The organism is Nocardioides sp. (assembly GCF_025965415.1).
GTDB lineage: Bacteria > Actinomycetota > Actinomycetes > Propionibacteriales > Nocardioidaceae > Nocardioides.
The window spans coordinates 17,298-38,482 of sequence record NZ_JAOPWY010000155.1; the positions used below are offsets into that span (position 1 = coordinate 17,298).

Consider the following 21,185-nt stretch of genomic DNA (forward strand, 5'->3'; position numbering starts at 1 on the left):
CGATGGTGGAGACTGCGTGTGGTGCCCGTCACGCTTGGGTAAGCAATGGAGGTTGTGGAACTTGTGGTCACGCTCGCGCTGGTGGCCGGCGACCCTGGCCGGACAGTTCCTCGTGCTCCAGCTCACGGTGCTGCTCGCCGTCGTGGCGGTGGCCAGCGTCGTCTCGGTCCAGCAGAGCGACGCCGACTTCCGGGACAACCGCGGGTCACGGCTCAGGGCCGCCGCTGAGTCGATGGCCAACATCCGCCTCGTGCGGAAGACCTTCCGCGAAGACGTCGTGGAGGGCCAGCGGGCATCGCTGACGTCGTACACCCAGCAGGTGCGCACCAACGTGCAGGCCAGCGGTGTCTACCTCGCCGACCCCGACGGTGTCGTCCTCGTCAGCAGCGACTTCGCCGGCCGCGAGCGCCGCATCGACCTGGGTGGGAGCACGGTGCAGCAGCTGCGCACCTGGACCGGTGACGTCGATGACTTCGGGACGCCGTCGATCGCGGCACAGGTGCCGATCATCAACCGCGGCGGCGAGCTCCTGGGGATCGCCATGGTCGCCGAGGAGTACCCCACCTGGGCCGAGCGCGCCCGCAGCGTGCTGCCCGACCTCCTCACCTTCGCGGGCCTCGGGCTGGCCCTCGGCGTCGCCGGCTCCTTCCTGCTCTCGCGCCTGATCCGACGGCGCACGCGTGGCCTCGAGCCCGCGGCCATCGCGGCCCTCGCCGACCAGCGCGAGGCACTGCTGCACTCGATCCGCGAGGGCGTCTTCGCGGTCGCCGACGACGGCACCATCACGGTCCTGAGCGACAGCGCCCGCGAGCTCATCGGCCTCGAGGGCGACGTCGAGGGCCGGCGGGTGGACGACCTCGACCTCGACCCGGCGATCCGCGGGCTGCTCGCCGACGACGCCGAGATCCGCGACCACGTCGTCGTCCTCGGCGACCAGGTGCTCGTCGTCAACCGCAACCCGGTGCTCGAGCGTGGCCGACGGGTCGCCTCGGTCACCACGCTCCGCGACCGCACCGAGCTCCTCGCCCTCCAGAGCGAGCTCAGCGCGCGCCAGTCGATCACCAACACCCTGCGCGCCCAGACCCACGAGTTCCACAACCAGCTCCACACCATCTCCGGCCTGGTGCAGCTCGGTGAGTACGACGAGGTGTCGCGGCTCGTCGGCACCCTGAGCCGGCGCCGCGCCGAGATCTCCGACGCGGTGACCGCGCGCGTCGAGGACCCGGCCGTCGCGGCGCTGCTGATCGCCAAGACCAGCCTGGCCGCCGAGCGGGGCGTCGACCTGCGGCTGGGCGCGGACAGCGAGCTGCCGCGGCTGGACCCCGAGTCCTCGACGGACGTCGGCACGGTGCTGGGCAACCTCGTCGACAACGCCGTCGACGCGTCGGTGTCGGTCGGCGGGACCTCCGTCGAGGTCGACCTGCGCCTCCACGAGGACACCGTGCGGCTGTCCGTCGCCGACACCGGGCCCGGCGTGCCACCCGACCGGATCGGCGAGATCTTCCGGCGCGGCTGGAGCTCGAAGGCGCCGACCGTCGAGGGCCGGGGTCTCGGGCTCGCGCTCGTGCAGGTGGTCTGCGAACGCCGGGGCGGCGGCGTCGCGGTGAGCGCCGGGCCGAACGGCAGCGGAGCGGTCTTCGAGGCGCGCCTGCCGGGCGTGCAGTCAGGAGTGGGGCCGGAAGTGGAGGCGCGATGACCGACGTGACGGTGCTCGTCGTCGACGACGACTTCATGGTGGCGCGCATCCACACCCAGTTCGTCGAGCGCACCGCGGGGTTCCACGTCGTCGGGGTCGTGCACACCGGCCAGGCGGCCCTCGACGACATCGCCCGGCTGCGACCCGACCTGGTGCTCCTCGACGTCCACCTGCCCGACATGACCGGCATCGACGTCATCCGGCGGCTCCGGGCGGACGGTGATGACATCGGCGTGCTCGTGGTGACGGCCGCGCGCGAGGCCGACACGGTGCGCGCGGCGGCGTCCGGGGGAGCGGTGCACTACCTCGTGAAGCCCTTCGACTACGACGACCTCAGGGTCCGGCTGGAGGCCTTCCGCACCGCCCACCTCGCGCTGTCGGGGTCGGCTGCGCCGGGGCAGCACGACATCGACGCGGTGTTCGGTGCGGCGGCCCCCGGTGCGCCCGTCGCGCTGCCCAAGGGGCTGAGCCCGGAGACGGCCGACGCCGTCGAGGCCGCGCTCCGCTCGGCGGGCGAGCTCTCCGCGGCCGAGTGTGCCGATGTCGTCGGCATCTCGCGCGTCTCCGCCCGGCGCTACCTGGAGCACTTCGTCGCCCGTGGCGCGGCGTCGGTCCGCCTGCAGTACGGCGGCGCCGGACGGCCCGAGCGTCGCTACCGGCCCGGCGCCTGAGCGGGCGTCCCTGCCGTGTCCGATTCCCGCTGGTAACCTGCGCACGGGCCGGGCAGACTCGTCCCCATGACGCCGACCGGACACCTCGACACGGAGGCCTGCTACCGCGCCGTGACGAGCCGGGACCGCCGCTTCGACGGGGTCTTCTACACCGCCGTGCGCACCACGGGCATCTACTGCCGCCCCTCGTGCCCTGCCCGCACCCCGGCGTCGGCCAATGTCAGCTTCCACCCCACGGCGGCCAGTGCGCAGTCCGCCGGCTACCGCGCCTGCAAGCGGTGCCTGCCCGACGCGACGCCCGGCAGTCCCGAGTGGGACGTCGCGGCCGACGTCGCGGGACGGGCGATGCGGTTGATCGCCGACGGGCTCGTCGACCGTGAAGGGGTCGGCGGCCTCGCCGAGCGCGTCGGCTACACCCCGCGCCACCTGGGTCGGCTGCTGAGCCAGGAGCTCGGCGCCGCGCCCCTCGCCCTGGCCCGTGCGCGCCGCGCCCAGACCGCGCGGGTGCTCATCGAGTCGACGGATCTCCCGATCACCGACGTCGCCTTCGCCGCGGGGTTCGCGAGCGTCCGCCAGTTCAACGAGACGGTCCGCGAGGTCTACGAGGCGTCGCCGACCCAGCTGCGCGGGGCCACACGTCGTACGCCCGGTCGATCGACCGCGACGGGTGCGGCCAACCTCAGCATGCGGCTGGCCGTGCGGACGCCCTTCGCCGGCCGCCGTCTCCTCGACTTCCTGGCCCACCACCTCGTGCCGGGGGTCGAGGTCGCCGGACGCGGGTGGTACGCCCGCACGCTCGACCTGCCGCACGGTCCCGGCACCGTCCGTCTCGAGCTCGACGACGTGGTGGCCAGCAGCGGCACCGGATTCGTCCTCGCGGAGTTCGCCCTCCACGACCTGCGCGACACCGCGGCGGCCGTCGAGCGCGTGCGCCGCCTCCTCGACGCCGACTGCGACCCGGTCGCCATCGACGAGCAGCTCGGTGCCGACCCGGTCCTGGGGGAGCTCGTGCGCGCGACCCCCGGCCTGCGTGTCCCCGGTCAGGTCGACGGTGACGAGACGGCCGTCCGGACCGTCATCGGGCAGCAGGTCAGCGTCACCGGGGCCCGCACCGTGGGCGGACGCATCGTCGCGGAGCACGGCCGGGCCGTCGTCGCACCGGTCGCGGGGCTGACGCACCTGTTCCCCGACGCCGCCACCCTGGCCGCCGTCGATCCGGCGAGCCTGCCGATGCCCCGGGCCCGCGGCCGCGCCCTGGTCGGCCTCGCGACCGCGCTCGCGGAGGGCACCGTGGTGCTCGACCGCGGCCCCGACCGCGACGACGTACGCCGTGGCCTGCTCGCGCTGCCCGGCATCGGGCCGTGGACCGCCGACTACGTCGCGATGCGCGCGCTGGGTCACCCCGATGTCTTCCTGCCCACGGACCTCGCCGTCCGCCGGGTCCTGACCGACCTGGCAGGCTCGGCCGGCACCACCCCCGATCCCGAGCGGTGGCGGCCGTGGCGCTCCTACGCCCTCATGCACCTGTGGAACACCCTCATGCCCGAGACGCCGCCCTCCGAAGGAGACCTGACATGTGGACCGTGATGCCCTCGCCGATCGGCGACCTGCGCGTCGTCGAACGGGACGGGTCGATCGTCGCGATCGAGTTCTCCCCGTTCCGGCCGCCCGCCGACGGACGTCCGCTCGGCGCGCGCTCCGACGACCAGCCCGTCCTGGCGGAGGCGGTGCGCCAGCTGACGGCGTACTTCGCCCGCGAGCTCACCGACTTCGACCTTCCGCTCGCGCCGGTCGGGACCGACTTCCAGCGCCGGGTGTGGGCGCAGCTCGAGAGGATCACCTACGGCGAGACCGCGTCCTACGGCGAGATCGCCGGTCGGCTCGGCATGACCAACGCCGCCTCCCGCGCCGTCGGCCTGGCCAACGGACGCAACCCGATCCCGATCGTGGTGCCCTGCCACCGGGTCATCGGCGCCAACGGCACGCTGACCGGGTACGCCGGTGGGCTGGAGCGCAAGCAGCAGCTGCTCGAGCTGGAGCAGGACGCCCTCTTCTAGCGGGGCTGGCGCCTCACTCAGCCGCAGCGCGGCGCAGCGACTCGGAGAGCCGGTCGGCCGCCGCGAGGACGGCCGGCGCGTGCATCCGGCCGGGCTGGCGCGAGAGGCGCTCGAGGGGACCCGACACCGACACCGCGGCGATGACCTTGCCGCCGGGGGAGCGGACCGGTGCGGAGACCGAGGCGACGCCCTGCTCGCGCTCGCCGACCGACTGCGCCCAGCCGCGGCGCCGGATGCCGGAGAGCGCGGTGGCCGAGAAGGCTGCGTTCTGCAGGCCCCGGTGCATGCGCTCCGGGTCCTCCCACGCCAGCAGGATCTGGGCGGCGGAGCCGGCGTTCATCGTCAGCTGGGACCCGACGGGGATGGTGTCGCGCAGGCCGGACGGGCGCTCGGCCGCGGCCACGCAGACGCGGTGCTCGCCCTGGCGGCGCCAGAGCTGGGCGGACTCCCCGGTGATGTCGCGCAGCCGGGCCAGGACCGGTCCGGCGGCGGCCAGCAGGCGGTCCTCACCGGCCGCGGCGGAGAGCTCGGAGAGGCGGGGGCCGAGCACGAAGCGGCCCTGCATGTCGCGGGCCACGAGGCGGTGGTGCTCGAGGGCGACCGCGAGGCGGTGGGCGGTGGGTCGGGCCAGGCCGGTGCCGGCCACCAGCCCCGCCAAGGTGGCCGGTCCAGCCTCGAGCGCGGCGAGCACGAGCGCCGCCTTGTCGAGTACGCCGACGCCAGATCCGTTGTCCATATGCCGATATTCTCATCTCAGAGAGTGGGATGCAAGGGCTAAGGTCTCTCCGTCGTCAGAAGAGAAGGAGTTTTCATCATGGGCAAGACCCTGTCCGAGAAAGTGTGGGACGAGCACGTCGTCCGCAGCGCCAGCGGAGAGCCCGACCTCCTCTTCATCGACCTCCACCTCCTCCACGAGGTGACCTCGCCGCAGGCCTTCGACGGCCTCCGGCTCGCCAACCGCGTCGTACGTCGTCCCGACCTGACCCTGGCCACCGAGGACCACAACGTCCCGACGATCGACTGGGACAAGCCGATCGCCGACCCGGTGAGCCGCGTGCAGGTCGAGACCCTGCGCAAGAACGCCGCCGACTTCGGCGTCCGCCTCCACCCGCTCGGCGACATCGAGCAGGGCATCGTCCACGTCGTCGGCCCGCAGCTCGGCCTGACCCAGCCGGGCATGACCATCGTGTGCGGCGACTCGCACACCTCGACCCACGGAGCGTTCGGCGCGATCGCCTTCGGCATCGGCACCTCCGAGGTCGAGCACGTGCTCGCCACTCAGACGCTGACCCAGGCGAAGCCCAAGACCATGGCGGTCACCATCAACGGCAGCCTGCCCGCGGGCGTCACCGCCAAGGACATGGTGCTCACGCTGATCACCCACACCGGCACCGGCGGCGGCCAGGGCTACATCGTCGAGTACCGCGGCCAGGCCATCGAGGAGCTCTCGATGGAGGGCCGGATGACGGTGTGCAACATGTCGATCGAGTGGGGGGCCAAGGCCGGCCTGATCGCCCCCGACCAGACCACCTTCGACTACATCGAGGGCAAGCCCGAGGCCCCGAAGGGCGCCGACTGGGAGGCCGCGGTCGCGCACTGGAAGACCCTGCGCACCGACGACGACGCCGTCTTCGACAAGGAGATCGAGCTCGACGCCTCCACGATGACGCCCTTCGTCACCTGGGGCACCAACCCCGGCCAGGGCGCCCCGCTGGGCGCCTCCGTGCCGAGCCCCGACGACTTCGACGAGCCCAACGACAAGGTCGCCACCGAGAAGGCCCTGCACTACATGGGCCTCGAGGCCGGCACCCCGTTGCGCGACATCAAGGTCGACACCGTCTTCGTCGGCTCCTGCACCAACGGCCGCATCGAGGACCTGCGCCTGGCCGCGTCGATCCTCGAGGGCCGCACGGTCGCGGCCGACACCCGCCTGCTGGTGGTGCCGGGATCGGTGCGCGTACGCCTGCAGGCCGAGGCCGAGGGCCTCGACCAGGTCTTCCTCGCCGCGGGCGCCGAGTGGCGCGGGGCCGGATGCTCGATGTGCCTGGGCATGAACCCCGACCAGCTCGCGCCCGGCGAGCGCAGCGCGTCGACGTCCAACCGCAACTTCGAGGGCCGGCAGGGCAAGGGCGGTCGCACGCACCTGGTCTCCGTGCCGGTCGCCGCGGCGACCGCCGTGCGCGGCACGCTGTCCAGCCCCGCCGACCTCGCGCCGATCGGGTGAGGGACGAACACGATCACCCGGCGCGAGATTGAGCAGCGACGCGGCTGAGCCAGCGAAGCCGTGACTCGCGTGTCGAAATCCTCACCTCAGCAAGGAGCCTGACCATGGATGCCTTCACCACCCACACCGGCGTCGGCGTGCCGCTGCGCCGCAGCAACGTCGACACCGACCAGATCATCCCGGCGGTCTACCTCAAGCGGGTCACACGTGCCGGCTTCGAGGACGGCCTCTTCGCGGCGTGGCGCAACGACCCCGACTTCGTCCTCAACAACCCGACGTACGCCCGGGGCTCGGTGCTGGTCGCCGGACCCGACTTCGGCACCGGCAGCTCGCGCGAGCACGCGGTCTGGGCACTGCAGAACTACGGCTTCCGCGTCGTGATCTCCTCGCGCTTCGCCGACATCTTCCGCGGCAACTCCGGCAAGGCGGGGATGCTCGCGGCGCAGGTCGACGAGAAGGTCGTGCAGCGCCTGTGGGACTGGCTCGACGACCACCCGGGCGGCGAGATCACCGTCGACCTGGAGAGCCGCACGGTCCGCGCCGGCGCCGGTGAGGACGCCGTCGAGGACTCCTTCGACATCGACGACTACACCCGCTGGCGGCTGCTCGAGGGCCTCGACGACATCGGCATCACCCTCGGCCACGACGCCGACATCGCTGCCTTCGAGGCCTCCCGGCCGAGCTGGAAGCCCGTCACTGCATGAAAAAACCCCTACAAATAGGGGCGATGGTGATTGTGGTCACCCTTCCATGTGCTTAGCGTGCCTCGGAGAGGTCGAGCACGAGCTCGGCATCCCATGGTTCATTGGAAGGGAAGCTAGTGAACAAGTCAGAGCTCATCGACGCGCTCGCCGCGCGTTACGAGGGGAACCGCAAGCAGGCGTCCCACGCACTGGAGTCGGTGCTCGACACCATCACGCGTGAGGTGGCCAAGGGTGAGAAGGTCGCCATCACCGGCTTCGGCTCGTTCGAGAAGGCGGTCCGCAATGCCCGCTGGGTCCGCAACCCCCAGACCGGCGAACGCATGAAGTCCAAGAAGAAGTCGGTGCCGAAGTTCTCCGCCGGCAAGGAGCTCAAGGACGTCATCTCGGGTGCCAAGAAGCTGCCCAGGCTGACCGCGGCGACCATGCCCAAGCCGCCGGCCAGCGTCCGTGCTGCCGCTGCCGCGGTGAGCGGTGCGGCCACCAAGAAGGCCGCCCCTGCCACGAAGGCCGCTCCCGCCAAGACCGCGGCTCCGGCCAAGAAGGCGGCACCCGCCAAGAAGACCGCTGCCAAGAAGGCTCCGGCCACCAAGGCTCCGGCCAAGAAGGCGGCACCCGCCAAGAAGACCGCTGCCAAGAAGGCTCCGGCCACCAAGACGGCTGCACCGGCCAAGACGGCTGCTCCGGCCAAGAAGGCCGCTGCCAACGCACCTGCCAAGAAGGCGGCACCGGCCAAGAAGACCGCTGCCAAGAAGGCCCCGGCGAAGAAGGCTCCGGCCAAGAAGACCGCCAAGAAGTCCTGATCCGGCAGCAGTTCTCCGCAGCTCCGACGCGAGGGCGGGTCACCCCAGTGGGGTGGCCCGCCTTCCGTTTGCCAGGGACGTGTGGGGACCGACGCCCGCCACGAGGGCGGCGCCGAGGTCGGCCAGGTCGTCGACATCCATCCGCACGCTCGGCGCGTCCGAGCCCACCTCGACGGCTCCGGCCCCCGCGTGCCGCCCGGCGGAGTCGAGGCCGAAACCCGGCGCGAACCGGTCGGCAGCGGCGGCGTACAGCGTCGTGCCCACGCCGCTCCGGTCGCGCACGAACACGGCCTCGCCCGCCGCCACGTGCCGGACGACCTCGGCCAGCACTCCCGCGAGCTCGACGGGTCGCAGCCCCGGGAGGTCGGCGAGCAGGGCCACCGGCACGGCGCCGGGCCAGCGGCGTACGACCTCTGCCGCGGCCTGCACGAGCGTCGCATTGAGGTCGTCGCTCGCCCCGTCGGGCATCACCTCGCACCCGAGTGCGCGCATCGACGCGGCCAGCCGGAAGTCGTCGGTGACGACGAGGACCGCGTCGACGCCGGGCGTGGAGGCCGCGGCCATCACGGTGTCGAGCGCGAAGGCCTCGGCCAGCTCGCGGCGGTCATCCTCGGCCAGGTCGGAGAGCCGGGACTTGCCGAGGGCGGGCGGCTTGACGGGTACGACGACGACGCAGCGCGGAGGTGCGGCATCGGCAGGGGAGGGGGGCGGCATCGGGTGGGACATCGCGACGATCCTGCCACCCGGGACCAGCGCGGCGGAGGGCTCGGTGGGCACTGGGGACCGAGTAGCCTGCTCGCGACGCAGGGAGCGTCCGGGCGTGGCCCGCGATCACGGGAGGCTGACCGGTGCGCGTCAGGAAGCTGGAGCAGCCGCGCGGATGGGCGATCACCGTCGCGGCGTCGATCCTCAAGCCCACGCTGTCCGCTGCCACCTCGCGCACTTGGATCGACGGCGAGAAGATCCCGCCCACCGGTGGGTGCATCGTCGCGATCAACCACGTCTCGCACCTCGACCCGCTGCTGTCCGCGCTCTTCGTCTACGACCACGGCCGGATCCCGCGCTACCTCGCCAAGTCGGGGCTCTTCACCAACAAGGCCCTCGGCGGCTTCCTCAGCTCCGCCGGACAGATCCCGGTCGAGCGGCTGAGCCGCAACGCCATCGGTGCCTACGACGCCGCGGTGCGCGCGATCGGTGACGGAGAGTGCATCGTCATCTACCCCGAGGGCACGTTGACGCGCGACCCCGACCTGTGGCCGATGCGGGGCAAGACCGGCGCCGCGCGGATCGCGCTCGCCACCGGGTGCCCGGTGATCCCGGTCGGGCAGTGGGGTGCGCAGGAGATCCTCCCGCCCTACACCAAGACGCCCCACCTGGTGCCGCGCAAGCACATCGTGATGAAGGCCGGAGACCCCGTGCCGCTTGACGACCTCGTCGCGCGGGCGACGACCCCGGAGAGCACCGCCGAGGCGACCGATCGAATCATGGCCGCCATCACCGGGATCGTGGCCGACCTGCGCGGCACGACCGCCCCCGCGGAGAGGTACGACCCGCGCGCCACCGGCGTACGGCCGATCGGCAACCCCCACGAGGACGCCCGACGGGCGAGCCACCGACCACGAAGGAAGCGCAGCCGATGAGCAAGATCGCCGTATTCGGCGCCGGATCCTGGGGCACCGCCTTCTCGTTGGTCCTGGCCGACGCCGGTAACGACGTGACCCTGTGGGCGCGTCGCGACGAGGTCGTCGAGGCGATCAACGGGCGCCGCGAGAACACCGACTACCTGCCGGGGATCGAGCTCCCGCCGACGATCAGCGCCTCGACCGACCCGGAGCAGGTCGCGGCCGAGGCCGACGTCGTCGTGCTGACCGTCCCGTCGCAGAGCCTGCGCCAGAACCTCACGGACTGGGCGCCGATCCTGCCCTCCGACGCCACGCTCGTCTCGCTGATGAAGGGCGTCGAGCTCGGGTCGCTGATGCGGATGAGCGAGGTGATCCAGGAGGTCACCGACGCCTCCGCCCAGCGGATCGCCGTCATCAGTGGTCCCAACCTGGCGCGCGAGATCGCGCGCCGCGAGCCCGCCGCCTCGGTGGTCGCGTGCCTCGACGAGGAGCGTGCCAAGCAGCTGCAGGCGATCACGCACGGCCCGTCGTTCCGTCCCTACACCTCCGTCGACGTCCTGGGGTGCGAGATCGGCGGCGCCTACAAGAACGTCGTCGGCCTCGCCGTGGGCATGGCCGTCGGGCTCGGCTTCGGCGACAACACCACCGCCTCGGTGATCACCCGCGGCCTCGCCGAGACCGCGCGCCTCGCGACCGCGCAGGGCGCCAACCCGTTGACCCTCATGGGCCTCGCCGGTCTCGGCGACCTCGTGGCCACCTGCTCCTCGCCCCTGTCGCGCAACCGCACCTTCGGTGAGCGACTCGGCCAGGGCATGACGACCGAGGAGATCTACGCCTCGACGCGTCAGGTCGCGGAGGGCGCCAAGTCCTGCAAGTCGCTGCTCGCGCTCGCCGAGCAGACCGGCGTGGACGCCCCGATCGCCGCGGCCGTCGACGCCGTCGTCGACGGCAAGATGACCGCGCTGGACATGATGAACTCCTTCATCGCCCGCGACACCAAGGCGGAGATGGGCTGAGGCGAGGCACGAGGTCAGGCCATCTCACCGGTGGTTGGCAGCGACCGAGGCTGAGGAACGAAGCCTCGACGCGTGTCGAAACCCGGTCAGCCGAGAAGCGGCCCCAGCAGCCGGGTTTCGACACGGTCGCTGCGCGACCTGCTCAACCAGCGAGGGACGTCAGCCCACGCACCCGTCGAGCGCGTCGCGCAGGTCCTCCCAGAGGTCCTCGACGTCCTCGACGCCGACCGAGAGCCGGACAAGCCCCTCGGGGATGGTCGCGGCCTCGGCCTTCCAGCGACGCCGCCGCTCGAGGGTCGACTCGACACCACCGAGTGACGTGGCGTGCACCCACAGGCGGGTCTTGCGGCTGAGGAGGTCGGCGGCCATCTCGCCCTGGGAGAGCACGATGCTGACGATGCCGCCGAAGCCCGGGTAGCGGACCTCGGAGAGGGCGGGGTGCTCGGCGAGCCGGCGTACGAGCTCCTGGGCGTTGGACTGCGCGCGCTCCACGCGCAGGTGCAGCGTGCGCAGGCCGCGCAGCGTCAGCCACGCCTCGAACGGACCGGGCACGGCGCCGACGAGGTCGCGGCGGCCCTTGAGGACGGCGTACAGCTCGTCGTCGCCGGTGATGATCGCGCCCATCTGCACGTCGGAGTGGCCGGCGAGGTACTTGGTCGCCGAGTGCACGACCAGGTCGACGCCGTCCTCGAGCGGACGCTGCAGCAGGGGAGTGGCGAAGGTGTTGTCGACGACCACGTAGGCGCCGGCCTCGTGGGCCGCCGCGGTGATGGTCGGGATGTCCGCGACCTCCAGCGCCGGGTTGGTCGGCGACTCCAGCCACACCAGCGCCGCGTCGGCACACGCCGCGACGACCGCGGCGGTGTCGGTGACGTCCACGAGCTCGGCCTTCAGCCGGCCGCGGGACTCGAGGTCGGCGAGCTGCATGATGGTGCCGGTGTAGGCGTGCTTGGGCACCACGACCGTGCCGTCGGCGCCGACCAGGTCGAGCACGGTCGCCACCGCGGCCAGGCCGGAGGCGAAGGTCAGGCAGCGGCCGCCCTCGAGCGCACCGAGGGCGTCCTCGAGCGCGGTCCACGTCGGGTTGCCGTAGCGGCCGTACTCCACCGGTCCGCCCGCGACGTAGGTCGAGGCCATGGTGATGGGCACGTTGAGCGGGGCGTCGGGCGTCCTGTCGGGCCGGCCGGCGGTGACGGCGATCGTGCCGAGCCTGTGGGGTGAGCCGGAACCCGGGTCGGGAGTCGTGTCTGCAGCCATGCGCGCCAGCGTAGGTGGATAGGGTCGTGGCGATGAACGACACCTCCCCAGGCAAGACCCGCAAGCCCCGCGTCGCCGTCGTGTTCGGCGGCCGCTCGTCCGAGCACGGGATCTCGTGCGTGACCGCGGGGAGCGTGCTGGCCGCGATCGACCGCGAGGCGTACGACGTGGTGCCGGTGGGGATCGCCACCGACGGCCGGTGGGTGCTCGAGGCCGACGAGCCCGCGCGCCTCGCCATCCGCGGCAGCGACCTGCCCGAGGTCGACGCCGACCGCTCGCCGGTCGCGCTGTTGGGGGCGACGACGGGCACCGACCTCGTGGTCACGGAGCCGTCGAGCGTGCCGTCGGTGATCGGCGAGGTCGACGTGGTCTTCCCGCTGCTGCACGGTCCGTGGGGCGAGGACGGCACCCTGCAGGGCCTGCTCGAGATGGCCGGCGTGCGCTACGTCGGCTCGGGCGTGCTGGCCTCGGCGATCGGCATGGACAAGGCGTACATGAAGATCGTGCTGCAGGCGGCCGGCCTCCCGGTGACGCCCGGCATCGTCGTCACGCGCACGGAGTGGGAGCAGGACCCGGTCGGCGTGCGCCAGCGGGTCGAGGACCTCGGCTTCCCGTCCTTCGCCAAGCCGGCCCGCGCCGGCTCGAGCATGGGCATCAGCAAGGTCCACGACGCCGACGAGGTCGCCGACGCGCTGGAGGAGGCGTTCCGCCACGACCCCAAGGTGCTCGTCGAGCAGTCGATGGAGGGCGCGCGCGAGGTCGAGTGCGGCGTGCTCGGCACCCTCGAGGGGCCGCCCGAGACGTCGCGTCCCGGCGAGGTCCGCACCGGCGCCGACCACGAGTTCTACGACTTCGAGGCCAAGTACCTCGCCGACCAGCACACTGAGATCGACATCCCCGCCGACGTCCCCGCCGAGATCGAGCAGTCGCTGCGCGCGATGGCGGTCCGCGCCTTCGAGGCGCTCTCGTGCGAGGGCCTGGCGCGCGTCGACTTCTTCGTGAGGCCCGACGGGTCGCTGGTGATCAACGAGCTCAACACGATGCCCGGCTTCACGCCCACGTCGATGTATCCGCAGCTGTGGGCCGCCACCGGGATGAGCTACCCCGAGCTCGTCGACCGGCTCGTCCAGCTCGCGCTGCGCCGCGACACCGGGCTGCGCTGAGCGGAGCAGTCCCCGCCTACAGGCACGAGAGGCCCTCGCCGAGGTGCTCCTTCAGCACCGGCGCCAGCTCGGCGAGGGCGCGGTCGATGCCCTCGGTGCGGTAGCGCGACGGCACCTGCACCTCGACGTACGGCGTGAGGCTGAGGGCGATCGGCGTGGCGTCGAGGCCCGGGTCGGACAGCTGGTCGTCGGAGACGTACCACCCGACGCCCTTGATGACGCTGCACTCCGCGGTCGGCTCGTAGTCGGTCGGCTCGGGGACACCGCACGTGAGGACGTACGCCGGGTCGCCCCAGGCAGCGCCGAGCGCGTCGTCCGGGTCGACCGAGCGCCGCTGCTCGCCGGCGAGGGTGTCGGGGAGGTCGTCGACCAGGGCCGCGCAGGTGGCGCGGTCGGCCGCGGAGAGGTCGTGCGCCTCGACGGACACGTCGTCCGGGCTGCAGGCCGCCAGCAGCAGGCACGCGAGTGCAGACGCGACGACGCCCCGGCCCGAGGACGGGCCGAGGCGTCGGGATGCGTGCACGTGGGTCAGATGTGGACGACCGGGCAGGTGAGCGTCCGGGTGATGCCGTCGAGGTTCTGCACCTTCGACACCACGAGCTTGCCCAGCTCGTCGACGTTCTTGGCCTCGGCGCGGACGATCACGTCGTAGGGACCGGTGACGTCCTCGGCAAGCGTGACGCCACTGACCTGGGCGATGGCCTTGGCCACCTCCGCGGCCTTGCCGACGTCGGTCTGGATCAGGATGTAGGCCTGGACGACCATCGTGGACTCCTCGGTCTCTCAGCGGGTGTGACCGGGCCAACCTACCGCGCCACGCGGGGCGCCCGACAGGGGATGGGTGACTGTGATCACCGGCCGCGTCTGGTGGGATGGGGGGATGGCCCCGACACCGGACGCAACCCTCGGCGAGGCAGGTGAGTTCGGCCTGATCTCCGAGCTCGTGGACATCTTCGAGGGCGACGAGCACGTGCTGGTCGGACCGGGTGACGACGCCGCGGTGCTGCGGATCAAGCACGGTCACGTGGTCGTCTCGACCGACCTCATGGTCGAGGGGCGGCACTTCCGACGCGACTGGGCCAGCGCCTCCGACGTCGGTCACCGCGCCGCCGCCCAGAACCTCTCCGACATCAACGCCATGGGCGGCACCGCGCGCCACCTCACCATCGGGCTGGCCGCTCCCGCCGAGCTGCCGCTCGAGTGGGCCCTCGACTTCGCGCGCGGCTTCGCCGAGGAGTGCGCGGTCGTCGGCGCCACCGTCGTGGGCGGCGACGTCACGCGCGCGAACGAGGTCGTGATCGCGGTGACCGTGCTCGGCCAGTGCACGCAGTCCCCGGTGCTGCGCTCCGGCGCCCGGCCGGGCGACGTGCTGGCGCTGGTGGGTCGCCAGGGATGGGCCGCGGGCGGGCTCGCCGTGCTGGGCCGGGGGTTCCGGTCGCCACGCGTGCTGGTCGAGGCCTACCGTCGCCCGGAGCCGCCGTACGCCGAGGGCACGGTGGCCGCCGAGGCAGGTGCGACCGCCCTCATCGACATCTCCGACGGCCTCCTCGCCGAGGCCGGGCACCTCGCGGAGGCCAGTGGCGTCGCGATCGACGTACGCACGGACGCCTTCGAGATCCCCGAACCCCTGCAGGCCGTGGGCGCCGCGCTCGGCGCGGACCCGCTCCAGTTCATCCTGACCGGGGGGGACGACCACGCGCTGCTGGCGACGTTCCCGGACGTCGCGTCCGTGCCCGCCGGGTGGCACGTCGTGGGTGAGGTGCGCGAGGGGGAGGGCGTCACCGTCGACGGGGCGGCGTACGACGGTCCCACCGGCTGGACCCACTTCTGAGGGCACGCGCCCGGGAACGACGAAGCCCCCGCCGCAGAGCGACGGGGGCGACGTGTGAAGAGCTCAGGTCAGCGCGAGACCTTGCCGGCCTTGAGGCAACCGGTGCAGATGTTGACTCGCTTGGGCGCACCGTTGATGGTCGCCCGGACGCGCTGGATGTTGGGGTTGAAGCGACGCTTCGTGATCTTGCGCGACCAGGGACGGTTGTTTCCGAAGCCCGGCTTCTTGGCGCAGATGTCGCAGACGGCAGCCACCGTGCACTCCGATCCGTTCGAGGGTGATGTTCTGATGGGCCCGATGGCCACCGGAGGGCGGCAACGGGCAACCGGGAAAGAGTAGCCGAGGACCCGCGAGGAGTTGAAATCGCAGCACGGTCGGACCGGGGCACTACCCTGTGGCGCGCACCACACTGCACCACCCACCCCTCACGACAGGCCCAGTCAGGCGGCCAGAGAACAGACCCGGGAGCACACTCACTCGATGGAGCCAGTCACCCACGGCATCACCCTGGACGGGGTGGCCCGGTTCGTCGACATCGCGACCGACGCCCTGTCCTCGGCGCGCGAGGAGATCGACGCGCTCAACGTCTATCCCGTCCCCGACGGCGACACCGGCACCAACATGTTCCTCACCGTCTCCGCCGCCCGTGACGAGCTGCGGGCCGCCCGCCTCGCCGACCCCGACCTGGACCTCGAGGCCGGCATGGCGCTGCTCGCCCGCGCCGCGCTGATGGGCGCCCGCGGCAACTCCGGCGTGATCCTCAGCCAGATGCTGCGCGCCTACGTCACCCACCTGGCCGGCGCGGCGAGCGAGGAGCCGCGAGTGCAGACGATCGCCGCGGCCATGGCGTCGGCCACCGACGCGAGCTACGCCGCGGTCGGGACGCCGGTCGAGGGCACGATCCTCACCGTGGCCCGCGCGGCCTCCGACGCAGCGCTCGCCACCGCCGAGCGTCCCGGTGCCCGGGCCCGGGACGTCTTCACCGCCGCGGCGGCGGCCGCCCGCGCGGCCCTCGCCCGGACGCCCGAGCAGCTCGCGGTGCTGGCCCAGGCCGGGGTCGTCGACGCCGGTGGACGGGGCCTCACCGTCGTCCTCGACGCCGTCGAGACCACGGCGACCGGCCGTCGCCCGATGCCGTACGCCACTCCCATCGGCACGCACCTCATCCCGGTCGCCACCGCCGTCCCCAGCGACGACCTCACCGCCGACGGGCCGGCCTACGAGGTGATGTACCTCCTCGACGCCAGTCCCACCGAGGAGGTCGACGCGATCCACACGCTCCGCTCGACCCTCGCCGGCCTGGGCGACAGCCTCGTCGTGGTCGGTGGCGACGGCCTGTGGAACGTCCACGTCCACGTCGACGACGTGGGTGCGGCGATCGAGGCCGGGATCGCCGCGGGCCGCCCGCACCGGATCCGGGTCACCCACTTCGCCGAGCAGATCGCCGACAACCGGCACAAGCTCTCCTCCACCCGCGCCGGCCGCAAGGTGGTCGCGGTGGCCGCCGGACCGGGGCTCGCCGACCTCTTCGCGTCCGCCGGTGCCGTGGTCGTGCCCGGGGGGCCGGGGCAGCGCCCGTCCACCGGCCAGCTGCTCGAGGCGATCACGGCCTCGGGCGCCGCCGAGGTCGTGGTCCTGCCCAACGACGCCGACACCGTGCGGGCCGCCGAGATCGCCGCCCGCACCGCCGAGGCGGAGCTCGGCGTCTCGGTCGAGGTCATCCCCACGCAGGCGCAGGTGCAGGGTCTCGCGGCGATCTCGGTCCACGAGCCCGGGCGGGGCTTCGACGCCGACGTGCGCGAGATGACGGCGACCGCCCGCCATGCCCGCCACGGCGCGGTGACGGTGGCCGCGCGCCGGGCGATCACGATGGCCGGTCCGTGCGAGCCGGGCGACGCGCTCGGCGTCATCGCCGGCGACTTCGCCGTGGTCGGTGCCGACCTGGAGGCCGTCGCCAACGACGTGCTCGAGCGGCTGCTCGCCGGCGGCGGCGAGCTGGTCACGATCGTCTCCGGCGAGGGCGGCGTGGAGCTCGCCGACCGGGTGGCCGCCCACGTGGAGGAGCGCCACCCGCACGTCGACGTGGCGGTCCACGAGGGGGGCCAGCCGCGCTACCCGCTGCTGGTCAGCGTCGAGTGAGCGGCAGGTAGTCGAGCATGGTCGCCATCACGCCGGACAGCCCGATCGCTGCGGTCTTCGGCAGCTCCCACAAGAAGCGCAAGCTGGCCGAGGAGGGCCTCGGCCTCGCCACGATCGGCGACCTGCTGCGCCACTTCCCGCGCCGCTACGTCGCCGCGACCGAGCTCTCCGAGGTCGCCACGCCCGTCGTCGGTGAGCAGCTGACGATCGTGGGGGAGGTGCGCTCGTGCGACAGCGCGCCGTTCACGGCCGGCAACCGCCGCCAGTGGCGTACGACGATCCGGTTGCGCACCGACGGCCCCGACTTCTCCGTGACCCTGTTCAGCCCCTACAAGAACCTCGCCGACCGGCACGAGGCCGAGTTCGGCGCGGGGAGCAGGGCACTCTTCACCGGCAAGGCCAAGCAGTTCCGCGGCGGCTGGCAGCTCGAGCAGGCCCACGGCTTCGCCCTCGACGGGGAGGAGGGCGCCATGCTGAGCAAGCTGATCCCCGTCTACCCGCTGACCGCCAAGCTCTACACGTGGGACCTCCAGAAGGTCATCGCGACGGCCCTCGACCTGGTGACCGGCGTGCCCGACGTCTTCACCCCCGAGCTCCGCGAGCGCTTCGAGCTGCTCACCGTCATGCAGGCGCTGCGCTGGATCCACGGCCCCGACGACTGGAGCCAGCTCGGTGCGGCGCAGAAGCGCTTCCGGTTCGAGGAGGCGCTCGTGCTCCAGCTGGTGCTGGCGCGGCGCCGCGCCGCGCACCGGGCGCAGGGCGCCCGGGGCCGGCCCGGTCGGCCCGACGGCGTGCTCGCCGCCTTCGACGCCAGGCTGCCCTTCGAGCTCACCGCCGGCCAGCGTGAGATCGGTGACCTCGTCACGGCCGAGCTCGCGCGCGACCACCCGATGAACCGTCTCCTCCAGGGCGAGGTCGGTTCCGGCAAGACCGTCGTCGCGCTGCGGGCCATGCTCCAGGTCGTCGACTCCGGCGGCCAGGCGGCCCTCCTGGCGCCGACGGAGGTCCTGGCCCAGCAGCACCTGCGCTCGATCTCCGCGATGCTGGGCGACCTCGCCCAGGGAGGGATGCTCGGCGGTGCCGCGGAGGCGACCTCCGTCGTCCTGCTCACCGGCTCGATGGGCAGGGCCGCCCGCCAGGAGTCGATGCTCAAGATCGTCACCGGCGAGGCCGGCATCGTCATCGGCACCCACGCGCTCCTCCAGGACGCCGTCGAGTTCGCCGACCTCGGCCTGGTCGTGGTCGACGAGCAGCACCGCTTCGGGGTCGAGCAGCGCGCCGCCCTGACCGACAAGGCGGGCACCCCGCCCCACGTGCTCGTCATGACCGCCACGCCGATCCCGCGCACGGTGGCGATGACCGTCTTCGGCGACCTGGAGACCTCGGTGCTCGCCGAGCTGCCCGCCGGCCGAGCGCCGATCCAGACCAACGTCGTGCCGCTGGCCGAGCAGCCGACGTGGATCGAGCGCGTCTGGCAGCGGGTGCGCGAGGAGGTGGAGAAGGGACACCAGGTCTACGTCGTGTGTCCGCGCATCTCCGGCGACTCCGGTGAGGAGGGCGAGAGCGACCAGCTCGACCTCGACGAGGACGGCAAGGAGGTCGCGCCCAGGCGGGCGCTGGCTGCCGTCGAGGAGGTGCACGCCGAGCTGTCCGCGGGACCGCTGGCCGGCCTGCGCTCGGCCGTCCTCCACGGCCGTCTGGCACCCGAGGAGAAGGACCGCACGATGCGTGCCTTCGCCGCCGGCACTCTCGACGTCCTGGTCTCCACCACCGTCATCGAGGTCGGCGTCGACGTCCACAACGCGACCACGATGGTGCTCCTCGACGCCGACCGCTTCGGGGTCTCCCAGCTCCACCAGCTGCGCGGCCGGGTGGGTCGCGGCGGCCTCCCCGGGTTGTGCCTCCTGGTCTCCCACGCGGAGCTGGGCTCGCCGGCCCGCGACCGCCTCAACGCGGTCGCCTCGACCACCGACGGGTTCGAGCTGAGCCGGGTCGACCTGGAGCAGCGTCGCGAGGGCGACGTGCTGGGTGCCAACCAGTCGGGCTTCCGCTCGAGCCTGGTCAGTCTCCGCGTGCTGCGCGACGAGAAGACGATCGTGCGTGCCCGGGAGGCCGCGGAGGCGCTACTCTCCGAGGATCCCGCGCTCGCGCAGGCGCCCGAGCTGGCCACCGCCGTGGCCGAGGTCGAGCGCTCGGCAGCGTCGGGCTTCATGGAGAAGGGCTGACACACGGGGACATGACTCGGATCATCGGGGGCACGGCGGGGGGGCGCCGCCTGGAGACGCCGCGCGGGCACACGACCCGTCCCACGAGCGACCGCGTGCGCGAGGCGCTGTTCTCGGCCATCGAGGCCCGCACCGGCTCGCTCGACGGCCTGCGCTTCCTCGACCTCTACGCCGGATCCGGCGCGGTCGGCCTGGAGGCCTGGTCGCGGGGTGCGGGCGTCGTGACCATGGTCGAGCAGGACCGGCGTACGGCCTCCCTCATCACCCGCAACGCCGCCGCCCTCGGCTTCTCCCGCGCCCGGGTCATCGCCTCGACGGTCTCGACGGTGCTGCAGTCGCCGCCCGCCGCCCCCTACGACCTGGTGTTCTCCGACCCGCCCTACCCGATGCCCGACGCCGACGTCGCCGCCGACCTGGTCGCGCTCGTCGTGCAGGGCTGGCTGGTGCCCGGCGCCCTCGTCATCGTCGAGCGCGCCGCCAAGCGCAGCCAGGTCGACTGGCCGGACGGCATCGAGGAGGACCGCACGAAGCGCTACGGCGAGACCGCCCTTTGGTACGGTCACGCCACCCCGGCACCCTGATCCCGTCCCGCCCGGGAGCTCCGCCGAAGGAAGGCCCGCATGCGCCGTGCTGTCTGTCCCGGGTCCTTCGACCCGGTGACCAACGGCCACCTCGACATCGTCGGTCGGGCCGCCCGGCTCTTCGACGAGGTCGTCGTCGCCATCGGCGTCAACATGTCCAAGAACCGGCTCTTCACCCCCGACGAGCGCATCGCGATGCTCGAGGAGGCCACGGCCCACATCTCCAACGTGCGGGTGTCGGGCTTCGACGGCCTCATCGTCGACTTCTGCCGCGAGCTCGACGCGGTCGCGATCGTGAAGGGCCTGCGCGGCTCGGGCGACTACGAGTACGAGCTGCCGATGGCCCAGATGAACTCGCACCTCACCAGCGTCGAGACGGTGTTCCTGCCCGGAGCGGTGGGCAACGCCTTCGTCTCCTCCAGCCTGATCAAGGAGGTCGCGGCGCTCGGTGGCGACGTACGCGGGTTGCTGCCGGAGCCGGTGCACGAGCAGCTCGTACGCCGTCTCGCCGAGCGCGACGCGTGACCGGTCGAGCACTCGTTTTGCCCCGTCGTGGGGGCGGCGGATACGATTCCGAGGTTGTGTTGGTGTCCAGAAGTGGGAGTTCGTCGTGAACAGCCTGGACCCGAGGGCGCCGCTCGTGCTCGATACTCGCGAGCTCGGCCGCCGCCCGGGGTCCCAGCGTGAACTCGAGCTCACGGTTCCGGCACCAGCGCAACTTGGCATCGAAGTCCTTTCTGTCCCCGAAGGATCGCCGGTCGAACTCGACCTGCGTCTGGAGGCGGTCATGGAGGGAGTGCTGCTCACGGGCACGGCCACGGCCGCGCTCGAGGGGGAGTGCGTGAGGTGCCTGGAGCCGATCGAGGACGAGATCTTCGCGCGGTTGCAGGAGCTCTACGTCTACCCCGACCAGCACACCAAGGCCGCGGAGCACGACGACCGCGACCTCGACGACGAGACCAGCCTCCTCGAGGACGACATGATCGACCTCGAGCCCCTGCTGCGGGACGCGGTGGTGCTCGCACTACCGTTCCAGCCGCTGTGCCGCGACGACTGTCCCGGGTTGTGCACCGAGTGTGGTGCCCGGCTCGCGGACGATCCGGACCACACGCACGAGGCACCGATCGACCCGCGCTGGGCAGGGCTGGTAGAGCTCCAGCAGGACACCCAGCACCACCAGGACTGACCACCTCACCGGG

The 21,185-nt window shown here is 72.5% G+C and carries 22 protein-coding genes; 16 read left to right on the plus strand and 6 right to left on the minus strand.

Going from position 1 to position 21,185, the window contains the following annotated elements:
* Nucleotides 1-61 precede the first annotated feature (61 nt).
* From JWN97_RS15980 to JWN97_RS15995, 4 genes are all read left to right on the plus strand, one after another.
* A complete protein-coding gene (locus JWN97_RS15980) occupies nt 62-1,696 on the plus strand; it encodes an ATP-binding protein (protein WP_297624734.1) in 1,635 nt (544 codons plus the stop codon).
* Nucleotides 1,693-2,367 carry a response regulator gene (locus JWN97_RS15985; RefSeq protein WP_297624737.1) on the plus strand — a complete coding sequence of 225 codons (675 nt, stop codon included), beginning with the start codon at nt 1,693-1,695 and terminating at the stop codon, nt 2,365-2,367. Before JWN97_RS15980 ends, JWN97_RS15985 begins: the two co-directional genes overlap by 4 nt.
* Nucleotides 2,368-2,433: 66 nt before the next feature.
* Complete coding sequence (locus JWN97_RS15990) at nt 2,434-3,954, plus strand: AlkA N-terminal domain-containing protein (RefSeq protein ID WP_297624740.1); 1,521 nt, start codon at nt 2,434-2,436, stop codon at nt 3,952-3,954.
* Entirely contained in the window at nt 3,942-4,424 is a 483-nt protein-coding gene (locus JWN97_RS15995) for a methylated-DNA--[protein]-cysteine S-methyltransferase (protein ID WP_297624742.1), read from the plus strand. The genes JWN97_RS15990 and JWN97_RS15995 overlap by 13 nt, the downstream gene beginning before the upstream one ends.
* A 13-nt stretch (nt 4,425-4,437) precedes the next feature.
* Here the strand turns inward: JWN97_RS15995 and JWN97_RS16000 are convergent, their stop codons facing one another.
* Nucleotides 4,438-5,160: an IclR family transcriptional regulator gene (locus JWN97_RS16000; RefSeq protein ID WP_091196275.1), complete on the minus strand. Its 723-nt coding sequence runs from the start codon at nt 5,158-5,160 to the stop codon at nt 4,438-4,440.
* Between the two features lie 78 nt (nt 5,161-5,238).
* Here JWN97_RS16000 and leuC point away from each other — a divergent pair, with 78 nt between their 5' ends.
* The 3 genes from leuC (at nt 5,239) to JWN97_RS16015 (ending at nt 8,152) form a co-directional block, all read left to right on the plus strand.
* Nucleotides 5,239-6,648 (plus strand): 3-isopropylmalate dehydratase large subunit, encoded by a 1,410-nt coding sequence (gene leuC / locus JWN97_RS16005; protein WP_297624753.1) that lies wholly within the window; start codon nt 5,239-5,241, stop codon nt 6,646-6,648.
* A 104-nt stretch (nt 6,649-6,752) separates the two neighbouring features.
* Nucleotides 6,753-7,352, plus strand: coding sequence for a 3-isopropylmalate dehydratase small subunit (gene leuD, locus JWN97_RS16010; RefSeq protein ID WP_297624757.1), 600 nt, complete (start codon nt 6,753-6,755; stop codon nt 7,350-7,352).
* Between the two features lie 116 nt (nt 7,353-7,468).
* Nucleotides 7,469-8,152, plus strand: a complete 684-nt coding sequence (locus JWN97_RS16015) for an HU family DNA-binding protein (protein ID WP_297624760.1) — start codon at nt 7,469-7,471, stop codon at nt 8,150-8,152.
* 39 nt (nt 8,153-8,191) lie between these two features.
* Here JWN97_RS16015 and cofC read toward each other — a convergent pair whose 3' ends face one another.
* Nucleotides 8,192-8,929: a 2-phospho-L-lactate guanylyltransferase gene (gene cofC, locus JWN97_RS16020; protein WP_297624763.1), complete on the minus strand. Its 738-nt coding sequence runs from the start codon at nt 8,927-8,929 to the stop codon at nt 8,192-8,194.
* Between the two features lie 71 nt (nt 8,930-9,000).
* Here cofC and JWN97_RS16025 point away from each other — a divergent pair, with 71 nt between their 5' ends.
* Nucleotides 9,001-9,792, plus strand: a complete 792-nt coding sequence (locus JWN97_RS16025; RefSeq protein ID WP_297624766.1) for a lysophospholipid acyltransferase family protein — start codon at nt 9,001-9,003, stop codon at nt 9,790-9,792.
* Entirely contained in the window at nt 9,789-10,790 is a 1,002-nt protein-coding gene (locus JWN97_RS16030) for an NAD(P)H-dependent glycerol-3-phosphate dehydrogenase (RefSeq protein WP_297624768.1), read from the plus strand. Before JWN97_RS16025 ends, JWN97_RS16030 begins: the two co-directional genes overlap by 4 nt.
* A 159-nt stretch (nt 10,791-10,949) precedes the next feature.
* Here JWN97_RS16030 and JWN97_RS16035 read toward each other — a convergent pair whose 3' ends face one another.
* On the minus strand, nt 10,950-12,047 hold the full coding sequence (locus JWN97_RS16035; protein ID WP_297624771.1) for an aminotransferase class I/II-fold pyridoxal phosphate-dependent enzyme: 1,098 nt from the start codon (nt 12,045-12,047) through the stop codon (nt 10,950-10,952).
* A 32-nt stretch (nt 12,048-12,079) separates the two neighbouring features.
* On the opposite strand from JWN97_RS16035, the gene JWN97_RS16040 reads away from it, so the two are divergent.
* Nucleotides 12,080-13,210 carry a D-alanine--D-alanine ligase family protein gene (locus tag JWN97_RS16040; protein WP_297624773.1) on the plus strand — a complete coding sequence of 377 codons (1,131 nt, stop codon included), beginning with the start codon at nt 12,080-12,082 and terminating at the stop codon, nt 13,208-13,210.
* A gap of 16 nt (nt 13,211-13,226) precedes the next feature.
* On the opposite strand, the gene JWN97_RS16045 is transcribed toward JWN97_RS16040, so the two are convergent.
* Nucleotides 13,227-13,733, minus strand: a complete 507-nt coding sequence (locus JWN97_RS16045) for a DUF3515 domain-containing protein (protein WP_297624776.1) — start codon at nt 13,731-13,733, stop codon at nt 13,227-13,229.
* Between the two features lie 5 nt (nt 13,734-13,738).
* The gene (locus JWN97_RS16050; RefSeq protein WP_091196254.1) at nt 13,739-13,975 is read right to left on the minus strand and encodes an Lrp/AsnC ligand binding domain-containing protein; all 237 of its coding nucleotides are present in this window, start codon (nt 13,973-13,975) and stop codon (nt 13,739-13,741) included.
* Between the two features lie 115 nt (nt 13,976-14,090).
* On the opposite strand from JWN97_RS16050, the gene JWN97_RS16055 reads away from it, so the two are divergent.
* Nucleotides 14,091-15,041 (plus strand): thiamine-phosphate kinase, encoded by a 951-nt coding sequence (locus JWN97_RS16055; RefSeq protein ID WP_297624784.1) that lies wholly within the window; start codon nt 14,091-14,093, stop codon nt 15,039-15,041.
* A 68-nt stretch (nt 15,042-15,109) separates the two neighbouring features.
* Here the strand turns inward: JWN97_RS16055 and rpmB are convergent, their stop codons facing one another.
* Nucleotides 15,110-15,295 carry a 50S ribosomal protein L28 gene (gene rpmB / locus JWN97_RS16060; protein WP_297624787.1) on the minus strand — a complete coding sequence of 62 codons (186 nt, stop codon included), beginning with the start codon at nt 15,293-15,295 and terminating at the stop codon, nt 15,110-15,112.
* A 226-nt stretch (nt 15,296-15,521) separates the two neighbouring features.
* Between rpmB and JWN97_RS16065 the strand changes: the two genes are divergently transcribed.
* The 5 genes from JWN97_RS16065 (at nt 15,522) to JWN97_RS16085 (ending at nt 21,172) form a co-directional block, all read left to right on the plus strand.
* Nucleotides 15,522-17,180, plus strand: coding sequence for a DAK2 domain-containing protein (locus JWN97_RS16065; RefSeq protein WP_297624789.1), 1,659 nt, complete (start codon nt 15,522-15,524; stop codon nt 17,178-17,180).
* Nucleotides 17,181-17,197: 17 nt separating this feature from the next.
* Nucleotides 17,198-19,405 (plus strand): ATP-dependent DNA helicase RecG, encoded by a 2,208-nt coding sequence (locus tag JWN97_RS16070; RefSeq protein ID WP_297624792.1) that lies wholly within the window; start codon nt 17,198-17,200, stop codon nt 19,403-19,405.
* 11 nt (nt 19,406-19,416) lie between these two features.
* Complete coding sequence (gene rsmD / locus JWN97_RS16075; RefSeq protein WP_297624796.1) at nt 19,417-19,986, plus strand: 16S rRNA (guanine(966)-N(2))-methyltransferase RsmD; 570 nt, start codon at nt 19,417-19,419, stop codon at nt 19,984-19,986.
* Between the two features lie 39 nt (nt 19,987-20,025).
* On the plus strand, nt 20,026-20,511 hold the full coding sequence (gene coaD, locus JWN97_RS16080; protein WP_297624799.1) for a pantetheine-phosphate adenylyltransferase: 486 nt from the start codon (nt 20,026-20,028) through the stop codon (nt 20,509-20,511).
* Between the two features lie 85 nt (nt 20,512-20,596).
* Complete coding sequence (locus JWN97_RS16085; RefSeq protein ID WP_297624802.1) at nt 20,597-21,172, plus strand: YceD family protein; 576 nt, start codon at nt 20,597-20,599, stop codon at nt 21,170-21,172.
* The last annotated feature ends 13 nt before the right edge of the window (nt 21,173-21,185 follow it).

Coding starts and splice junctions, on each gene's coding strand:
- JWN97_RS15985 (WP_297624737.1), top strand. CDS start 1,693: ATGACCGACGTGACGGTGCTCGTCGTCGACGACGACTTCATGGTGGCG.
- JWN97_RS15990 (WP_297624740.1), top strand. CDS start 2,434: ATGACGCCGACCGGACACCTCGACACGGAGGCCTGCTACCGCGCCGTG.
- JWN97_RS15995 (WP_297624742.1), top strand. CDS start 3,942: ATGTGGACCGTGATGCCCTCGCCGATCGGCGACCTGCGCGTCGTCGAA.
- JWN97_RS16000 (WP_091196275.1), bottom strand. CDS start 5,160: ATGGACAACGGATCTGGCGTCGGCGTACTCGACAAGGCGGCGCTCGTG.
- leuC (WP_297624753.1), top strand. CDS start 5,239: ATGGGCAAGACCCTGTCCGAGAAAGTGTGGGACGAGCACGTCGTCCGC.
- leuD (WP_297624757.1), top strand. CDS start 6,753: ATGGATGCCTTCACCACCCACACCGGCGTCGGCGTGCCGCTGCGCCGC.
- JWN97_RS16030 (WP_297624768.1), top strand. CDS start 9,789: ATGAGCAAGATCGCCGTATTCGGCGCCGGATCCTGGGGCACCGCCTTC.
- JWN97_RS16035 (WP_297624771.1), bottom strand. CDS start 12,047: ATGGCTGCAGACACGACTCCCGACCCGGGTTCCGGCTCACCCCACAGG.
- JWN97_RS16040 (WP_297624773.1), top strand. CDS start 12,080: ATGAACGACACCTCCCCAGGCAAGACCCGCAAGCCCCGCGTCGCCGTC.
- JWN97_RS16050 (WP_091196254.1), bottom strand. CDS start 13,975: ATGGTCGTCCAGGCCTACATCCTGATCCAGACCGACGTCGGCAAGGCC.
- JWN97_RS16055 (WP_297624784.1), top strand. CDS start 14,091: ATGGCCCCGACACCGGACGCAACCCTCGGCGAGGCAGGTGAGTTCGGC.
- JWN97_RS16065 (WP_297624789.1), top strand. CDS start 15,522: ATGGAGCCAGTCACCCACGGCATCACCCTGGACGGGGTGGCCCGGTTC.
- JWN97_RS16070 (WP_297624792.1), top strand. CDS start 17,198: ATGGTCGCCATCACGCCGGACAGCCCGATCGCTGCGGTCTTCGGCAGC.
- rsmD (WP_297624796.1), top strand. CDS start 19,417: ATGACTCGGATCATCGGGGGCACGGCGGGGGGGCGCCGCCTGGAGACG.
- coaD (WP_297624799.1), top strand. CDS start 20,026: ATGCGCCGTGCTGTCTGTCCCGGGTCCTTCGACCCGGTGACCAACGGC.